Here is a 17,176-nt window from a genome sequence, read left to right on the forward strand (position 1 = left end):
CGGACGAGCGGTCAGCGCAGGTTCGCCACGAGGTCGGCCGGCTCGACCTTGGGCCCGGTGAAGAAGGGGATCTCCTCACGCACGTGCCGCCGCGCACCCGATGCGCGCAGCTCGCGCATGAGGTCGACGATCCGGTGCAGCTCGTCCGCCTCGAAGGCGAGCAGCCACTCGTAGTCGCCGAGCGCGAACGACGCGATGGTGTTGGCGCGCACGTCGGGGTAGTCGCGCGCCATCTGGCCGTGCTCGCGCAGCAGGTCACGGCGCTCCTTCTCATCGAGCAGGTACCACTCGTACGAACGGACGAACGGGTACACGCACACGTACTTGCGCGACACCTCTTCGGCCATGAAGGCCGGGATGTGGCTCTTGTTGAACTCTGCCGGACGGTGCAGGGCTGCAGCGCTCCAGACCGGCTCGAGGTGCTGCCCCAGCTCGGTGCGCAGCAGCCGGTGGTAGGCCGACTGAAGCTGCTCGATCGAGCCGGCGTGCCACCAGACCATGAAGTCGGCGTCGCCGCGAAGACCAGCGACGTCGTACAGCCCGCGCACGACAACCCCGTCGTCCGCGATCTCGCCGAGGAACGCCTCGAGGTCCGCAAGCACCTTGTCGCGGTCGTCGTCGAGCGGGGTCACGCTGCCGAAGACGGACCACATCGAGTAGCGGATCGTCTCGTTGATCTCACGCATCTGTGCAGGGGTAAGGCGGTCACTCATGCCCCCACTATCGCAAGCCGCCCGACCCGCCTGCTCAGCGGGTCGCGAAGGCCCCCACCAGCCGGCGCGCGGCAGCGCGGCCGGAGGCGATGCACGCTGGGATCCCGACACCGTCGTATGCCGCACCGCACAGGGCGAGACCGGCCCCCGGCTCCCGGGTGGCCGCGACGCGCTCGGCGTGCCCGACGGCATACTGAGGCAGTCCCCCGCCCCAGCGCTGGACGTGCGCCGCAACAGGGTCCGGAAGCCCCGGGCCGAGCACCGCACGCAGGTCGTTGAGCGCGACGTCGACGAGCTCGTCGTCGGAGCGCTGCAGTGACGCCTCCTCACGGTAGCGACCGATCGAGGCGCGCAGGAACGTGTAGTCCGGGCGCGCCTGCGCCAGCCACGGCCATTTGACCGTGGAGAAGGTCGAGGCCTTGATCGTCAGCGGCTCGGTCGGCGGGACGAGGAAGCCGCTGCCGTCCAGGGCCGCGGGCGGGGGTCCGTCCAGGGCGAGGGTCACGATCGCCATCGACGCATACCCGATAGACGCGAGTGCGGCGGCCGCCTCCGGTGCGACGCCTCGTAGGAGGCGCGCGGTCGGGGCTGCCGGCGTCGCGAGGACCACGGCGTCGAACCGGTGCTCAACGGCATCGGTCGTCGGTCCGGTCGTGAGCACGAACCCGTGGCCGTCCCGACGCAGCTCCCGGACGGTCGTCCCGGTGGCGACCGTGACACCTGCCCTGGTGAGGGCCTCGCCGAGCAGGACCGGCAGACGACCCAGGCCGCCCACGAGCGTGGCAAACACAGGCAGCACTGCCATCGGGCCGGACTGCGCCGCAGCGGCGGCCCGGCGCGCGACATCGAGCAGCGAGCCCCCCTCATGGGCTGCTTGAGCCAGGGCCGGCACCGCGAGGTCAACGGAGATCTCGCGGGCGTGGCCGGCATACACCCCCGCAAGCAGCGGCTCGACAAGCAGGTCGGTCACGGCGGTTCCGAGCCTGCCGTCCACCAGGTCGCCCACCGAGACGTCCGCAGCGACCGGACCGTCGATCCGCTCGGACACGAGCCGTGCGACCTCGTCGTCACGCAGCAGGCCGCGGACGGACTCCGGGTCGGAGGGTACGCCCATCACCGTCCCCTTGGGCATCGGCCACCGACGGCCTCGCGAGACGATCGTGGCGCCCACCGGGCCAGGGTGGGTCGTCTGCTGCTGCAGCCCGAGCTCCTCGAAGAGGGCGAGCGCCTCAGGCCGACGGGCGAGCACGGACTCGGCCCCGACATCGACCGGCACCCCTGCGACGGGTTCCAGGCGCAGCTTGCCGCCGAGCCGGTCCGCGCCCTCCAGAACCGTGATCTCGACGTCGCCGTCGGAGCGGCAGAGCTCCCAGGCGGCCGCCAGACCGCTGATGCCCCCACCGACGACTGCAACCCTCCGTGCCATGCGGCCACTCTCCCATTCACCCCGAACGGCCGATGCGCCGCCTCGGCCGGTCGCGCGACCGTAGAGGCATGAACCTGACAGCGGCGGCCCTCCAGGCCGCGGCCGAGAGCGAGCCGAGCGGCATCGTCGGCTTCGCGGTCCGGGTCATCGAGGCGCTCGGCGAGTGGGGCGTCGGGGCTCTGACGTTCCTGGAGACGGTCGTGCCGCCGATCCCGAGCGAGGTCATCCTGCCGCTGGCCGGGTTCGTGGCGAGGCAGGGGCAGATGAGCGTCCCATTGCTGATGTTCACGAGCACGCTCGGTGCCTATCTCGGCGCGCTGGTGCTCTACGGATCCGCCGCGCTGCTGGGGCAGTCGCGGGCGGTCGCCCTCCTGTCGCGGCTCCCCCTCGTCGACCGCAGCGACTTCGAGCGGTCGGCGCGCTGGTTCGAGGACCACGGGCGGCGCTCGGTGTTCATCGGCCGTCTCGTGCCGGGTGTGCGCAGCCTGGTGTCCTTGCCGGCCGGCGCCGTCCGGATGCCGCTCGGATGGTTCAGCGTCTTCACCATCGTCGGCAGTGCGATGTGGAACGGGCTGCTCATCGGCCTGGGCTGGGTGCTCGGGGCCCGATACCAGCTCGTGGACCAGTACTCCTGGGTGCTCGACTGGGCGGTCGGGATCACGGTGGTCGTGGTCGTCGGCTGGCTCGTGGTCCGGCGGCTCCGTCGTGGTCGAGAAGACCCCGTCGACGAAGACCTCGAGTCTCTCCGACAGGGCGGCCCTCCCCCGGTGTCGGGGCCGGCCGACCCACCCGCTGACTCACCCTGCGACCACCACTGACGGCGGTTGCCACGCCCGAGCGAACCTGAGGCCGCACCTGACCGCACCTGACCGCACCTGACCGTCCCGCCGTCGTGCAACGAACGGCGACGCACACGTGTCTTGACAGGGCAGAAGCGTCGCCATCCCCCAGAGGGCCCCTCCCAGCTGGACCGGCGACATGTCGAAAGGGTCGCCATGACAGCGCTCACCCCGTCTCGCCGCTCGCGTCTCGACCTCGTGCGAAGCCGCCCGATCCTCATTGCGCTAGCCGTCCTGGCCGTGATCGCGATCGCGATTCCCGTAGGGCTGAAGACGATCCACGCGTCAGGAGACGTCGCGACCAGCGGGGGCGCTGCTGCGTCCTCATTCGCTGAGTCGGACGCAGCACCCAAGGCCCCACAGGCCGCGCGAGACGCCGCCGGACAGGGGACGTCCGGCGCCGCGGGCGCCCCCTCGGCAGCGGGCGCGAACGGGAACAGCTCGGACTCGCTCGGAGCGGCCGCAGGCACCATCGAGCCGAAGCTCGCGCGGTCCGCGTGGCTTGGCATCCGGGTGAGCGACCTCACCGGCGCCAGCGCCCAGGCGCGGGCCATTGCGACGTCGGCGGGCGGTCGGGTGACGTCCGAGAACATCGTCACCGCTACCGACCCGACCGGGGGCTACGGCGTGCCGAGCTCCGGGTCGGTGAGCCCCGGCGTCAAGGAGGACGTCGCCACCGTGCCCGTCGGGGTGGACCAGGCCCGGATGACGCTGAGCGTTCCCGAGGAGAAGCTGGACGGTGCTCTGCTCGAGCTCTCACGGCTGGGCACGGTCGCCTATCGCTCGTCCCAGACGGAGGACGTGACCGACACCTACGTCGACGTGAAGGCACGTATCGCGCCCGCCCAGGAGAGCATCGACCAGGTCCGGCGGCTGCTCAGCCAGGCCAAGGACCTGCAGCAGATCATCCTGCTCGAGCAGGAGCTCAACCGTCGCCAAGCCGATCTCGACTCGCTGACCCAGCAGCTCGCCTCGCTCGAGCAGCGCACGACGATGAGCGACGTCACCCTGACGATGTGGACGGACCAGACGGCGCCCGCCCAGACCAGCAACGGCTTCGTCGACGGACTGCGGACCGCATGGGACGGGCTGCTGAGCTCGGTCACCGTCATCCTCACCGGCCTGGCCGCGCTGCTGCCCTGGCTGCTCGTCCTCGGTCTGCTCGCGTGGTTCGGGCTGAGGATCTACCGCCGCCGCACCGGCACCGTCGCTCCGGCGCCTGCAGGCGCGACCGTCGGTGCCGCACCCTCCCCGGGTCCCGCACCCTCCACGGGTGCCGCACCCACCTCGGGTCCCGCAACCTCGGGCACCGCGACCTCAGGCGCAGCGACCACACCTGACCCGACCCGGCCCCCGAGTGACCCGACCCGGCCCCCGAGTGACCCGACCAGCACCACGTGACGACACCGAACGCCGCGTTGTGGCACCGGGATCGGAAGCGGCGTCAGGCCATGCCGGTGTCGCTGACCCGGTCGCGGACCATCTCGGCGGCTTCGCGGACCTCCTTGACGTGCAGCAGGTGGGCGATGCCGACATAGATGGCTACGAACACGACGCCGACGAGGCCGATCTCGAGGGCGTTGGCGATCATCCTTCCGACAACGGTCGTGCCCTCACCCTCAGCGGCATACGTGCGGATCGGGGCCAGCACGCTGTGCGTCCCCCAAGCCATGACGCCGGCCACGGTCGCGGCGACCCCCACGCGCGCCGCCGCGTCGATGACCGCGGCACCGCCGATCGGGCCGATGCGGGTGCGGACGCAGCGCAGGCCGTAGGCGCAGCTGATGATGTTGCCGACCGTCTGGCCGAAGGCCATCACGGCGACCGCCCACTGCGGAGCGACGACGAAGGTGACCAGCATCGCCACGACGCTCGTCCCGGTCAGCATGATCTGCATGATGAACGTGGGTTGCCCGGCCTCGAGGGCGAAGAGCGTGCGGTAGCACAGCAGGTCGATCCCGAACGGGATGATGCCAAGGATCATGATGACGAGCACGACGGCAGAGTCGCGGACGGAGTCCTGCGACAGACCGGGATTGAGCAACGCGACGATCGGCTCCGCCTCGACCATGACGAAGGCCATGACGGCCACATTGACCACGAGCGGCATGATCAGGCCCGTGCGGAAGTCGCCGTGCATATGGCCCGCGTCGCCCCGGGCGGCGGCCGCCGACAGGCGCGGGAAGAGCGCCGTGATGATCGACACCGTCACGAAGGCGTGCGGCAGCATGAAGATCGTGAAGGCGATGCCGGACACCGCGGGACCGCCCACCGGCACTCCGCGTGGCGCCTCGCTCACGGCATGGTTGAGCGTGCCTTGGGTGATGAAGAACCCGAGCTGCGACACCACCAGCCCCACGAAGGCCCACATGGCCAGCCTGCTCACCCCGCCGAGCCCGGCACCCCGGATGCCCCACCGGGGGCGGTACTGGAAGCCGCTGCGGCGCAGCGCCGGCACGAGCCACAGCGACTGCACGACGACTGACAGCGTCGCCGACCCCGCGAACAGCCAGATCATCGGGCCGGTCCACTGCTCGGGGGCGCGCGGCAACGGCTGTCCGGTCTGGTCGACCTGGTGCGGCGCCGGGAACAGGATGATGAACAGCACCAGGCCCGTCACCGCGACGATGTTGGCCATGAACGGCGCCCAGGCGAACGCGCCGAACCTCCCCCGCGCGTTGAGGATCTGGCCGAGCAGGGCGAAGAGACCGTAGAAGAAGATCTGCGGCAACGTGATCAAGGAGAACGCGAGCGCCAGCCGCTTCATGCTGGGCGCGCTGGTGCTCGCGAGGAGCTGGACGAACAGTCCCGCGCCAGCCGTGACGAGCACGGTCAGGGCCGTCATCCCCACGAGTGCGATGGTGATGACACGGTCGGTGAACTGCTGCCCACCGTCGGGCAGCCGCATCGCGCGAGTCAGCGACGGGATCAGGACGGCGTTGAGAATGCCGCCTGCGGCGAGCATGTAGAGGACGTTCGGCAGCGTGTTCGCCAGCGAGAACGCGTCGCCCGCGAGCCGCGCGCCGATGATCGAGGTGATGAGCCCCGCCCGCACGGTGCCGAGCACGCGCGAGGCCACAGACCCACCGAACATGGTGAGGCTGGAGCGTGCGACCGACGGAGCTGCCGTCATCGGCGGCTCGAGCACTCGTGCACGAGTGCGGTCACCCGGGTCAGCACGTCGGGGTCGACATCGGGGAGCACGCCGTGCCCGAGGTTGAAGATGTGGCCCGGGGCGGTGCGCCCCTCCCCGACGATCTCGCGAACCCGCCGCTCCAGGGCATCCCACGGAGCAAAGAGCAGGGCCGGGTCGAGGTTGCCCTGCACGGCGTACCCCGGACCGAGGCGCTCGACGGCGTCGGTGAGGGACACGCGGTAGTCCACACCCACCACGTCGGCTCCGGCCTCGCCCATCAGGCTGAGCAGCTCTCCGGTGCCGACGCCGAAGTGGATCCGGGGCACATCGAGATCGGCGACGGCCGCAAGGGTCGTCGCCGAGTGGGGCATGGCCCGGGCTGCGTAGTCGGCGCGGGACAGCGCCCCGGCCCAGGAGTCGAAGAGCTGCACCACGCTGGCGCCGGCCTCGGCCTGCACGCGCAGGAAGGCGCCGGAGATCCGCGCCAGGCGGGCGCACAGGGCGTCCCACAGCGCCGGGTCGCCGTGCATGAGCGCCTTGGTGCGCTCGTGGTTCTTCGACGGCCCGCCCTCGACGAGATACGAGGCGAGGGTGAACGGTGCGCCGGCAAAGCCGATGAGCGGGGTATCCCCGAGCTCCGCGACGAGGTGGCGCACTGCCTCGGTGATGTACGGGACGTGCTCCGGGGTCAGGTCCACGAGCTGGTCGAGGTCCTGCGCCGAACGGATCGGCCGCGCCACGACGGGCCCCACGCCAGGGACGATGTCGAGGTCGACGCCGATGGCCTTGAGCGGCACCACGATGTCGCTGAAGAAGATCGCCGCGTCCACACCGTGCCGTCGCACCGGCTGGAGCGTGATCTCCGTGACGAGGTCGGGGCGCATGCACGACTCGAGCATCGGGATGCCGCGCCGCACCGCGCGGTACTCCGGCAGCGAACGGCCCGCCTGGCGCATGAACCACACCGGGGTGCGCGAGACCTGCTCGCGGCGCGCGGCGCGCACGAGGTCGCTCTGGCGGGTGGTCGGCAGGGCGGATGTCGGCACCGGTCAATCCTGCCACGCGCAGGGAGCGCCCCCCGCCAGTCCGGGCGGGGACTCGCGGGCCGCCGAAGCTCGGCGCGCCCTGAGGACAGATCGCCACAGTCCGGCATACCCTCGTCAGGTGCACACGAGAACGTTGCCGGGCAACCACGGCGCGGTCTTCGCGAGGACGCTCAACGCCCTGCGCGACGTCCGGATGCGCTCTGAGGTGCACCTCACCGAGGTGCCGGCGCCGACGCGCATCGCGCCGTATGCCGCTGCCCTGACCGCCGATGTCGTCGACGTCGCGAACCCTGACGAGGACCTCGCGACGGGCAGGTTCGTCCTGCTCCACGACCCGGCCGCCCCTGAGACGTGGGACGGCCAGTGGCGCATCGTCACCTTTGCCCGCGCCGAGCTCGAGCCGGAGCTCGCCGGGGACCCGATGCTCGGCGCCGTCGGCTGGTCGTGGCTCACCGACTCGCTGGGTGGGCGCGACCTGTCGTGGACCGCCGAGGCGGGCACCGTGACGCGGGTCGTGAGCGAGAGCTTTGCCGGGCTCGCCGACCGGGCGGCGAGCGTCGAGATGGAGATCCGTGCGTCGTGGACCCCGGTGGGCGGTGACCTCGTGGACCACCTGCGGGCGTGGGCGGACATGCTGTGCACGATCGCCGGCATCCCGCCGCTTCCCGACGGAGTCGTCCCCCTGCCGGGGCAGCGACGGTGACGGCGGAGACCAACGACATCGACGAGGACCACGGCGACACCGGTTCGCAGGTCGACCTCACTCCCCTGACGACGCCGCGAGACGGCATCCCTGATGTCGTCGTCGACGAGCGGGCCCTGATGCGGGCGGCTGAGGCGATGGCGTCCGGTCGCGGCCCGATCGGGATCGATGCCGAGCGCGCCTCGGGCTACCGCTACGGCCAGCGCGCCTACCTCGTGCAGCTGCGGCGGGAGGGCTCCGGGACGTGGCTGATCGATCCCGTCGCATGCCCCGACCTCTCGCCCGTCGACGAGGCGATCGGCGAGGGCGAGTGGATCCTGCATGCCGCCACCCAGGACCTCCCCTGCCTCACCGAGCTCGGGCTGCACCCGCGACACCTCTTCGACACCGAGCTCGGCGGCCGCCTCGCGGGGCTGCCACGCGTCGGCCTCGGGGCCATGGTCGAGCACTACCTCGGTCTGGGGCTGGCGAAGGAGCACTCCGCGGTGGACTGGTCGGAGCGGCCCCTTCCGGAGCCATGGCTCAGGTATGCCGCTCTCGACGTCGAGGTGCTCGGTGACCTTCGTGACGCGGTCGCGGCCGATCTCGAGGCCCAGGGCAAGGCCGGGTGGGCGGCCGAGGAGTTCGACAGCCTGCTGACCTTCACCGGACCCGAGCCGCGGGTCGACCCGTGGCGGCGGACGTCCGGCATGCACAAGGTGCGTGGCCGACGAGGGCTGGCGATCGTCCGGGAGCTGTGGCTGTGGCGCGACGACGTCGCCCAGCAGCGAGACCTCTCACCCGGCCGGGTCCTGCCCGACGCGGCCATCAGCGAGATCGCGATCTCGAACCAGCGGGCGACCCAGCCGCCGCGCAGTGTCGGGTCCAGCGACCCGCGCCTCGCGCGAGCGATGAGGCGCAACCAGGAGGCCATCGTCGAGGTGGTCGCTCGTGCGCTCGAGCTCCCCGACAGCGAGCTGCCAGTCCTGGCGCTGCCGCCCACCGGACCGCCACCCCCGAAGGCCTGGATCGACCGCGACCCGGTCGCCGCCGCACGCCTTGCCCGGTCCCGTGAGCTGATCGGCGCCCTGTCCACGGAGCTCGCGGTCCCCGTCGAGAACCTCCTGACTCCCGACCTGCTTCGGCGCTTCCTCTGGGAGGGTCCCGCGGCGCCGTCGACGACCGAGGTCGCCGACGCGCTCGTCTCGCTCGGAGCCCGTCGCTGGCAGACAACGGTGACCGCGCCGCTGATCGCGCTCGCCTGTGGTGAGAACCCACGCGGCTGACCCAGCGTGAGGATGGTCACCCGACCGACCGTTTGCCCTGAAGTTACTCAGCAGTAGGATCGAGTCGGGCCCCGGGTACACCGGGGCTGCCCCGTGATCCCTGAGGAGGCACCGTGCCACGCGCACTCAATGAGGTCGTCTTCGTCGACGGCGTCCGGACGCCGTTCGGCAAGGCGGGTGAGAACGGCATGTACGCCCAGACTCGCGCCGACGACCTCGTGATCCGGTGCATCCGCGAGCTGCTGCGCCGCAACCCCGACCTGCCCAAGGAGCGGGTCGAGGACGTCGCCATCGCCGCGACCACGCAGATCGGCGACCAGGGGCTGACGCTGGGACGCACCGCGTCGCTGCTCGCCGGCCTGCCGTCCACGACGCCCGGATACTCCGTCGACCGCATGTGCGCAGGCGCGATGACCGCGGTCACCACGACGGCCACCGCGATCGCCTTCGGCGCGTACGACGTCGCCATCGCCGGCGGCGTCGAGCACATGGGCCGCCACCCGATGGGCGAGGGCGTCGATCCCAACCCGCGGATCGTGGCCGAGAAGATCGTCGACCCCGACGCGCTCGTCATGGGCAAGACGGCCGAGAACCTCCACGACCGTTTCCCGCATCTGACCAGGGCCCGCGCCGACGCGTTCGCGGTCGGCAGCCAGGACAAGCTGGCCAAGGCGTATGCCAACGGCACGATCCAGCGCGACCTCGTCACCATGGCGACCCGGCACACCGAGCTCGGCTGGGGCCTGGCCACGGCCGACGAGCCGCCGCGGCCCGGCACGACCGTCGAGGACCTGGCCGCGCTCAAGACCCCCTTCCGCGCGCATGGCAACGTGACCGCCGGCAACGCCGCCGGCCTCAACGACGGTGCTACCGCCTGCCTGCTCGCATCCGAGGCGGCCGCCACCGAGCTCGGCCTGCCCGTCCGGATGCGCCTCGTGTCGTACTCCTTCGTCGGCGTCGAGCCGGAGGTGATGGGGGTCGGGCCCGTGCCCGCCACCGAGAAGGCCCTCGCCAAGGCCGACCTCGGCATCGAAGACATCGGCCTGTTCGAGCTCAACGAGGCGTTCGCCGTCCAAGTGCTCGCCTTCCTCGACCACTTCGGCATCGCCGACGACGACCCCCGCGTCAACGAGTACGGCGGCGCGATCGCCACCGGACACCCGCTTGCCAGCTCAGGGGTGCGCCTCATGACCCAGCTCGCCCGCCAGTTCGAGGAGCACCCCGAGGTGCGCTACGGCCTGACCGCGATGTGCATCGGCATCGGCATGGGCGGCGCGGTCATCTGGGAGAACCCACACCACGCCGACTACACGCCGACCGCCACCACCTCTGCGACGAAGGAGTCCGTCCAGTGACCGCGACCACCGAGCACACCCACGTCGGCGCCTCTGCTGGATCGGGCGGCGCCGCCGCATTCACCAGCGAGGTCGTGACCCGCGCCCTCGTCCACGACGTCGACCTGCCCGGCGGCGCCGGCACGCTCGCCCTCGTGACCCTCGACAACGGTCACGACCATACGAAGCCGAACACCTTCGGCCCCCAGTCGATCTCGATCCTCTCCGAGGTGATCGACGGGCTGCGAGGGCGCGCCGAGTCGGGCGAGATCACCGCGGTCGCCGTGACCGGCAAGCCGTTCGTCTTCGCGGTCGGCGCCGACCTCACGGGGATCCCGTTCGTCACGGGGCGCGAGCAGGCGCTCGAGGTCGCACGAGCCGGCCACGCGGCATACGCGCAGCTCGCCGACCTGCCGGTCCCGACCTTCGCGTTCGTCAACGGCGCGGCCATGGGCGGCGGCGTCGAGCTGGCGCTGTCCGCCACCTACCGCACGATCAGCGCCGGCGTGCCGGCGGTCGCCCTCCCGGAGGTCTTCCTCGGGCTGGTGCCCGGCTGGGGAGGCTGTTGGCTGCTGCCCAACCTCGTCGGTATCGAGTCGGCCATCAAGGTCATCATCGAGAACCCGCTCAGCCAGAACCGCATGCTCCGCGGCATCGAGGCCTTCCAGCTCGGGATGGCCGACGCGATCTTCGAGCCGGCCGACTTCCTCGAGGAGTCGATCGCCTGGGCCGCACGCGTGCTCAGCGGGGAGGTCACCGTCAGCCGCCCGGAGGTCGACCGTGACGAGACGACGTGGGTCACTGCCATCGCCAAGGCCAAGGCCCTGGCCGACGTCAAGACCGGCCGCCAGGCCAAGAGCCCGTATGCCGCTCTCGCCCTGCTGGTCGACGCGCGGACCTCGTCGCGCACGGCGGGCTTCGCGGCAGAGGACGAGGTCCTCGCCGACCTCATCATGAGCGACGAGCTGAGGGCGGGCCTCTACTCGTTCGACCTCGTCCAGAAGCGCGCCAAGCGGCCCGCGGGCGCGCCCGACGCCGCCCTCGCGCGGCCGGTCACCAAGGTCGGCATCGTCGGGGCCGGACTGATGGCGAGCCAGCTGGCCCTGCTGTTCGTCCAGCGCTTGCAGGTGCCTGTCGTGCTCACCGACATCGACGACGAACGCGTAGCCAGGGGCGTCGGTTACGTCCACGCCGAGCTCGACAAGCTCGCGGCCAAGGGCCGCCTCAACCACGACAAGCTGAACCGCTACAAGGCCCTGGTGAGCGGCTCGACATCCAAGGACGGCTTCGCCGACGCCGACTTCGTCATCGAGGCGGTCTTCGAGGAGATGTCCGTCAAGCAGCAGGTGTTCGCTGAGCTCGAGGCCGTCGTGCGGCCGGACTGCGTGCTCGCCACCAATACCTCGAGCCTGTCCGTCGCCGAGATGGCCTCCCTCCTCGAGCACCCCGAGCGGGTCGTCGGCTTCCATTTCTTCAACCCGGTCGCGGTGATGCCGCTGCTCGAGATCATCCCCGGCGAGCGCACCGACGACGTGACCCTCGCGACCGCCTTCACCGTGGGCAAGGGCCTGCGCAAGACCTGCATCCGGGCTGCCGACCGGCCTTCGTTCATCGTCAACCGGCTCCTCGGCCGGTTCATGGGCGAGGCGGCGCGCATCGTCGATCAGGGGACGCCGATCGAGGTGGTCGACCTGGCCTTCGCGGGCCTCGCCCCGATGCCCCCGTTCGTGCTCATCGGCCTCGTCGGTCCGGCCATCGCCCTGCACAACGGCGAGACGCTCGTGCGGGCCTTCCCGGATCGGTTCTACGCATCGCCGACACTGCAGCGCCTGGTGGCGGCGGGGCTCCCGGGCTTCTACGACCTCTCGACGGGCAAGCCGGTCCTGCTCCCGACGGCAGCCGAGCTCATCGAGCGGCCGGCCGAGCCGGTCGTCCTCGAGGTGGCGCAGGTGCGCGAGCGCGTGCTCACCGTGCTGGCCGACGAGGCCCGACGGATGCTCGACGAAGGCGTGGCACAGGCACCGATGGACATCGACCTGGCCATGATCACCGGCGCCGGGTTCCAGTTCTGGAACGGCGGCATCACGCCGCTGCTCGACCGGACGGGCATCTCGGAGCAGGTCACCGGCTCGCGGTTCCTGCCACTCGGCGTGGCGAACGCTTCGCGCTGAGAGTCTCGCGGCCCATCCGTGACGCGCAGCCGATGGTCCCGGTCCACCCGACCAAACGGTGGGCCGGGGCGCGCGTCGGGGCCGGACGGCATACGGGCCCGTCACGGCGGGTCGACTTGCCTTAACTCATATATGAGTTAAGGTCGACCGCGTGGCACAGACCTACCTCACCCGGATCGGCGGCCTCATCCGCGACGCTCGGCGGCACAAGGGCATGACCCAGGCGGAGCTCGCAGAGCTGCTCGGCACGTCCCAAGGAGCGGTGACGCGCATCGAGGCCGGACGCCAGAACCTCAGTCTCGACATGCTGGCCAAGATCGGCGACGCGCTCGACTCCGAGTTCGTCTCGCTCGGCCACTCCGGCCCACAGCACCTGCGGATCGTCGGCGGCAAGCAGCTGTCCGGCTCGATCGAGGTCAAGACGTCCAAGAACGCCGCTGTCGCGCTGCTCTGCGCCTCCCTGCTCAACCGCGGCCGCACCACCCTGCGCAACCTCGCTCGCATCGAGGAGGTCAACCGCATCCTCGAGGTCCTCGGCTCCATCGGCGTGCGCACCCGCTGGCTCCCGGACAGCAACGACCTCGAGATCATTCCGCCCGCGCGGCTCAACCTGTCCGACATCGACGTGGCCGCGGCGCGGCGCACCCGGACCGTCATCATGTTCCTGGGCCCGCTGCTGCACGAGCACGAGCTCTTCAACCTCCCGTATGCCGGCGGGTGCGATCTCGGCACCCGCACCGTCGAGCCGCACCTGACCGCGCTGCGCTCGTTCGGGCTCGAGGTCACCGCGACCCACGGCTTCTACGAGGCGCGCTCGGACCGGTCGGTCAACCCGACCCGCGCCATCGTGCTCACCGAGCGCGGCGACACGGTGACCGAGAACGTGCTCATGGCGGCGGCGCGCTACGCCGGCACGACCGTGATCCGCAACGCGAGCCCCAACTACATGGTCCAGGACCTGTGCTTCTTCCTCGAGAAGCTCGGCGTAGGGATCGAGGGCATCGGCACCACCACCCTGACCGTGCGGGGCGTGGCCGACATCGACGTCGATGTCGAGTACTCCCCCAGCGAGGACCCGATCGAGGCCATGAGCCTGATCGCGGCCGCCGTGGTCACCGACTCGTCGATCACGATCCGGCGGGTGCCGATCGAGTTCATCGAGATCGAGCTCGCGACGCTCGACGGCATGGGGATGAAGTACAACCTCACGTCGGAGTACATGTCGGCCAACGGCAAAACCCGCCTGGTCGACCTCACGACGATCCCGGGTCCGCTGCGCGCCCCGACCGACAAGATCCACCCGATGCCGTTCCCGGGCCTGAACATCGACAACCTGCCGTTCTTCGCGCTCATCGGGGCCGTCGCCGAGGGCAGCACGATGATCCACGACTGGGTCTACGAGAACCGCGCGATCTACCTCACCGAGCTGACGAAGGTCGGTGCGCGCGTCCAGCTCCTCGACCCGCACCGCGTCATCGTCGAAGGCCCGACCCGGTGGCGTGCGGCCGAGGTGGTCTGCCCGCCGGCTCTGCGTCCCGGCGTCGTCGTCCTGCTCGCGATGCTCGCCGCTCCGGGCACGTCGGTGCTGCGCAACGTCTATGTCATCAACCGTGGCTACGAGGACCTCGCGGAGCGGCTCAACGCACTCGGCGCCACGATCGAGGTGTTCCGCGACATCTAGCGGCCGTGGGCCCGGACACATGGATACAGCGGATTTGTGTTCGGCGGCCACACAGGGGGTCGGGGGTGCGGTCCCTAGTCTTCCCGCATGCCCGACGCCCGCACCGACGCACGCGACGACGCTCACGGGGATCCTTTGCGAGTGCCCGTGGCGGTCAACGACCCGATCGACCTGACCGGGCGCGCCGCCCTGGTCACCGGAGCCGCGAGCGGCATCGGTGCGAGCGTCGCCAGGGCGCTGGCCGCGGCCGGCGCCAAGGTGCACGCGGTCGACCGCGATGCCGAGGGCCTGGCCGTGCTCGCCGACTCGGCGGGCGTCGCGACGACCACGATGGACCTCGCGGACCTCGATGCCCTCTCCGACCTCCCGACCGACGTCGACATCCTCGTCAACAATGCAGGCATCCAGTTCGTCAGCCCCATCGAGGACTTCCCGCTCGACCGGTTCGACCTCATCGTCGACCTCATGCTCGTCTCGCCGTTCCGGCTGATCCGGCAGTCGCTCCCGCACATGTATGAGCAGGGCTGGGGCCGGGTCGTCAACATCTCGAGCGTCCACGGCCTGCGCGCGAGCCCGTTCAAGGCGGCGTATGTCACCGCCAAGCACGGGCTCGAGGGCCTGTCCAAGGTCGTTGCGCTGGAGGGCGGTCCGCACGGGGTGACCTCGACGTGCATCAACCCTGCCTACGTGCGGACCCCGCTCGTCGAGAGGCAGATCGCCGACCAGGCCCGCACCCACGGCATACCGGAGTCCGAGGTCGTCGAGACGATCATGCTCGCGCCCGTCGCGGTCAAGCGCCTCGTCGAGCCCGACGAGGTGGCCGCACTGGCCCTGTTCCTCTGCGGTCCCGCGTCCGCGTCGGTCAACGGCACGTCATTCTCGATGGACGGCGGATGGACGGCACACTGAGGTTCGACCCTAGGATCTGCCCGTGGCACGGAGCACCCACATCGCCGAAACGACCGCCGACGGCACCAGCGTGAGCGACCCCGGCGCCGACTCCGTCCCGGCGGCTCGCCCGGCCGAGCAGATGCTGCACCTGCTCGAGCTGCTCGCACGCGACGCGACCACCGCCCAGGTCGCAGCGGCCGACGCCCCGGCGGCCGCACGCGAGCTCGCGTTGCGTATCACCAACGCGCGCGAGGTGCACCAGCACCGCGAGGCCGGACTGGCCGCCCTGCTCGACACCGCGCGCGAGCTGGCAACGGAGAGCGACCCGGGCGAGGTGCTGGACGCGATCGTGCGGCGGGCGCGGCGGCTGCTCGGCACGGACCTGGCCTACCTGACGCTCTATGACCCCGTCGCCGGCGACACGTACATGCGCGCGACCGACGGGTCCGTCTCAGCCGCCTTCCAGTCGGTGCGGCTCGCGCTCGGTGCCGGCCTCGGTGGGCTCGTCGCGTCGACGCGCAAGCCCTACTGGACCGCGGACTACTGGTCCGACGAGCGGTTCCGCCACACGGCTGCCATCGACGGCGCGGTGGGCGAAGAAGGGATCATCGCCATCTGCGGGACGCCGCTCATCGTCGAGTCGGAGTTCGTCGGCGTGCTCTTCGCGGCGAACCGCACGTCCCGCCCGTTCACGCGCGAAGAGGTCGCACTGCTCGGCAACCTCGCCACGCTGGCCGCCGTGACACTCGTTCAGACTCGTGCGCTCGCCGACGCGGAGAATGCCCTGGCTGCCCTGTCGGACGCCCACGAGACGGTCCGCCAGTATGCCGCCGGCGTCGAGAAGGCGGCCGCCGCACACGACCGCTTCGCCTCCCTCGTGCTCGACGGCGGTGGCGTCGACGACATCGCACACGCCCTCGCCGAGCTCCTCGGCGGCTGGGCCGTGCTGGTCGACGAGACCGGCGCCCGCCGCGGCGCCTCCGGCCCTGCGCCGGCCGACGCGCCGGGCGGCGCCGACCCGTTCGCCGCGCTCAACGCCGTGCCCGGGCTCGACAGCGGGCGGCTTGTCGAGCGGAACGGCGCGTATGCGGTGGCGATCACCGCGGCCCGCGAGCGCCTCGGCACCATCTATGTCGGCGGCCTCGGCACCCTCAGCGACTCAGAGCAGCGGACAGTCGAGCGGGCTGGAGTGGTCACCGCGCTGGTGCTGCTCTTCGAGCGCCAGGCGGCCGACGCGCGCCAGTCTGCACGCAACCGGCTGGTCAGCGACCTCATCAGCGCCCGTGGCTCCCGGGACGAGCGAGTCCAGCTCGCCCGCGCGGCAGGGTTCGAGCCGCAGCGTCCGTTCTGCCTGCTCGTCCTTCGTGGAGACGACCCGAACGGGCACCGTGCCCTGCTCATCTCGGCCAGCGCGGCGACCGGCGAGGCGGCTCTGGTGGGGTCGCACAACGGTGACGTCGTGGCCCTCGTGCCGGGCGCAGATGCCGACGGGCTCGCGCGGTCGGTGGCGGCCCGCATCGCCAAGCGCACGTGCGTCACTGTCGCGGGAGTCGGCCCGGTCTCCGACGTCGTGCGCGTCCCCGAGGCGCACGAGGAGGGCGCCCGCACGGTCGGCGCACTCATCGCGCTCGGACACAAGGGCAAGGGAGCCGCCGCGACGCAGCTCGGCTTCGCCGGCCTCATCGTCGGCGCGCAACCCGATGTCGACGAGTACGTCCGCAAGCAGCTCGGGCCGGTGCTCGACTATGACGAGCGGCGCGGCACCGACCTCGTGGGGACGCTCACGGCATACTTTGCGGCCGGCGGCAGCCCGCGGCACGCGGCCGGTGCCCTGCACGTGCACGTCAACACGGTGTCGCAGCGCCTCGAGCGCGTCACCGCCCTGCTCGGTGAGTCGTGGCAGTCGCCTGACCAGTCGCTCGAGCTCCAGCTCGCCCTGCGGCTGCGCGCGCTGCAGGCCCGCTGACGCCG

The 17,176-nt window shown here is 71.3% G+C and carries 13 protein-coding genes; 9 read left to right on the forward strand and 4 right to left on the reverse strand.

The features are described 5' to 3' along the window. Positions 1-11 precede the first annotated feature (11 nt). Positions 12-713, reverse strand: coding sequence for a hydrogen peroxide-dependent heme synthase (gene hemQ / locus ACWEOW_RS03435; RefSeq protein WP_452267752.1), 702 nt, complete (start codon positions 711-713; stop codon positions 12-14). 34 nt (positions 714-747) lie between these two features. Next, positions 748-2,139 (reverse strand): protoporphyrinogen oxidase, encoded by a 1,392-nt coding sequence (gene hemG / locus ACWEOW_RS03440; RefSeq protein WP_452267753.1) that lies wholly within the window; start codon positions 2,137-2,139, stop codon positions 748-750. Positions 2,140-2,207: 68 nt separating this feature from the next. Here hemG and ACWEOW_RS03445 point away from each other — a divergent pair, with 68 nt between their 5' ends. Together ACWEOW_RS03445 and ACWEOW_RS03450 are read left to right on the forward strand one after the other, a co-directional pair. Beyond that, positions 2,208-2,957: a DedA family protein gene (locus tag ACWEOW_RS03445; RefSeq protein WP_452267754.1), complete on the forward strand. Its 750-nt coding sequence runs from the start codon at positions 2,208-2,210 to the stop codon at positions 2,955-2,957. Positions 2,958-3,134: 177 nt separating this feature from the next. Then, positions 3,135-4,379 (forward strand): DUF4349 domain-containing protein, encoded by a 1,245-nt coding sequence (locus ACWEOW_RS03450; protein ID WP_452267755.1) that lies wholly within the window; start codon positions 3,135-3,137, stop codon positions 4,377-4,379. Between the two features lie 43 nt (positions 4,380-4,422). Here the strand turns inward: ACWEOW_RS03450 and murJ are convergent, their stop codons facing one another. Next, complete coding sequence (murJ, locus tag ACWEOW_RS03455; RefSeq protein ID WP_452267756.1) at positions 4,423-6,111, reverse strand: murein biosynthesis integral membrane protein MurJ; 1,689 nt, start codon at positions 6,109-6,111, stop codon at positions 4,423-4,425. Beyond that, positions 6,108-7,160, reverse strand: coding sequence for a uroporphyrinogen decarboxylase (gene hemE / locus ACWEOW_RS03460; protein ID WP_452267757.1), 1,053 nt, complete (start codon positions 7,158-7,160; stop codon positions 6,108-6,110). Before hemE ends, murJ begins: the two co-directional genes overlap by 4 nt. Positions 7,161-7,278: 118 nt before the next feature. Between hemE and ACWEOW_RS03465 the strand changes: the two genes are divergently transcribed. From ACWEOW_RS03465 to ACWEOW_RS03495, 7 genes are all read left to right on the forward strand, one after another. Beyond that, positions 7,279-7,863 carry a DUF3000 domain-containing protein gene (locus tag ACWEOW_RS03465; protein WP_452267758.1) on the forward strand — a complete coding sequence of 195 codons (585 nt, stop codon included), beginning with the start codon at positions 7,279-7,281 and terminating at the stop codon, positions 7,861-7,863. Then, positions 7,860-9,128 carry an HRDC domain-containing protein gene (locus ACWEOW_RS03470; RefSeq protein WP_452267759.1) on the forward strand — a complete coding sequence of 423 codons (1,269 nt, stop codon included), beginning with the start codon at positions 7,860-7,862 and terminating at the stop codon, positions 9,126-9,128. The genes ACWEOW_RS03465 and ACWEOW_RS03470 overlap by 4 nt, the downstream gene beginning before the upstream one ends. 113 nt (positions 9,129-9,241) lie before the next feature. Continuing rightward, positions 9,242-10,483, forward strand: coding sequence for a thiolase family protein (locus tag ACWEOW_RS03475; RefSeq protein ID WP_452267760.1), 1,242 nt, complete (start codon positions 9,242-9,244; stop codon positions 10,481-10,483). Further along, positions 10,480-12,633: a 3-hydroxyacyl-CoA dehydrogenase NAD-binding domain-containing protein gene (locus ACWEOW_RS03480; protein WP_452267761.1), complete on the forward strand. Its 2,154-nt coding sequence runs from the start codon at positions 10,480-10,482 to the stop codon at positions 12,631-12,633. The genes ACWEOW_RS03475 and ACWEOW_RS03480 overlap by 4 nt, the downstream gene beginning before the upstream one ends. Positions 12,634-12,784: 151 nt before the next feature. Continuing rightward, positions 12,785-14,314: a helix-turn-helix domain-containing protein gene (locus tag ACWEOW_RS03485; RefSeq protein WP_452267762.1), complete on the forward strand. Its 1,530-nt coding sequence runs from the start codon at positions 12,785-12,787 to the stop codon at positions 14,312-14,314. Between the two features lie 87 nt (positions 14,315-14,401). Then, positions 14,402-15,223, forward strand: a complete 822-nt coding sequence (locus tag ACWEOW_RS03490; RefSeq protein ID WP_452267763.1) for a 3-hydroxybutyrate dehydrogenase — start codon at positions 14,402-14,404, stop codon at positions 15,221-15,223. Positions 15,224-15,245: 22 nt separating this feature from the next. Then, a complete protein-coding gene (locus tag ACWEOW_RS03495) occupies positions 15,246-17,171 on the forward strand; it encodes a helix-turn-helix domain-containing protein (protein ID WP_452267764.1) in 1,926 nt (641 codons plus the stop codon). The last annotated feature ends 5 nt before the right edge of the window (positions 17,172-17,176 follow it).

It is taken from the genome of Monashia sp. NPDC004114 (assembly GCF_053603855.1).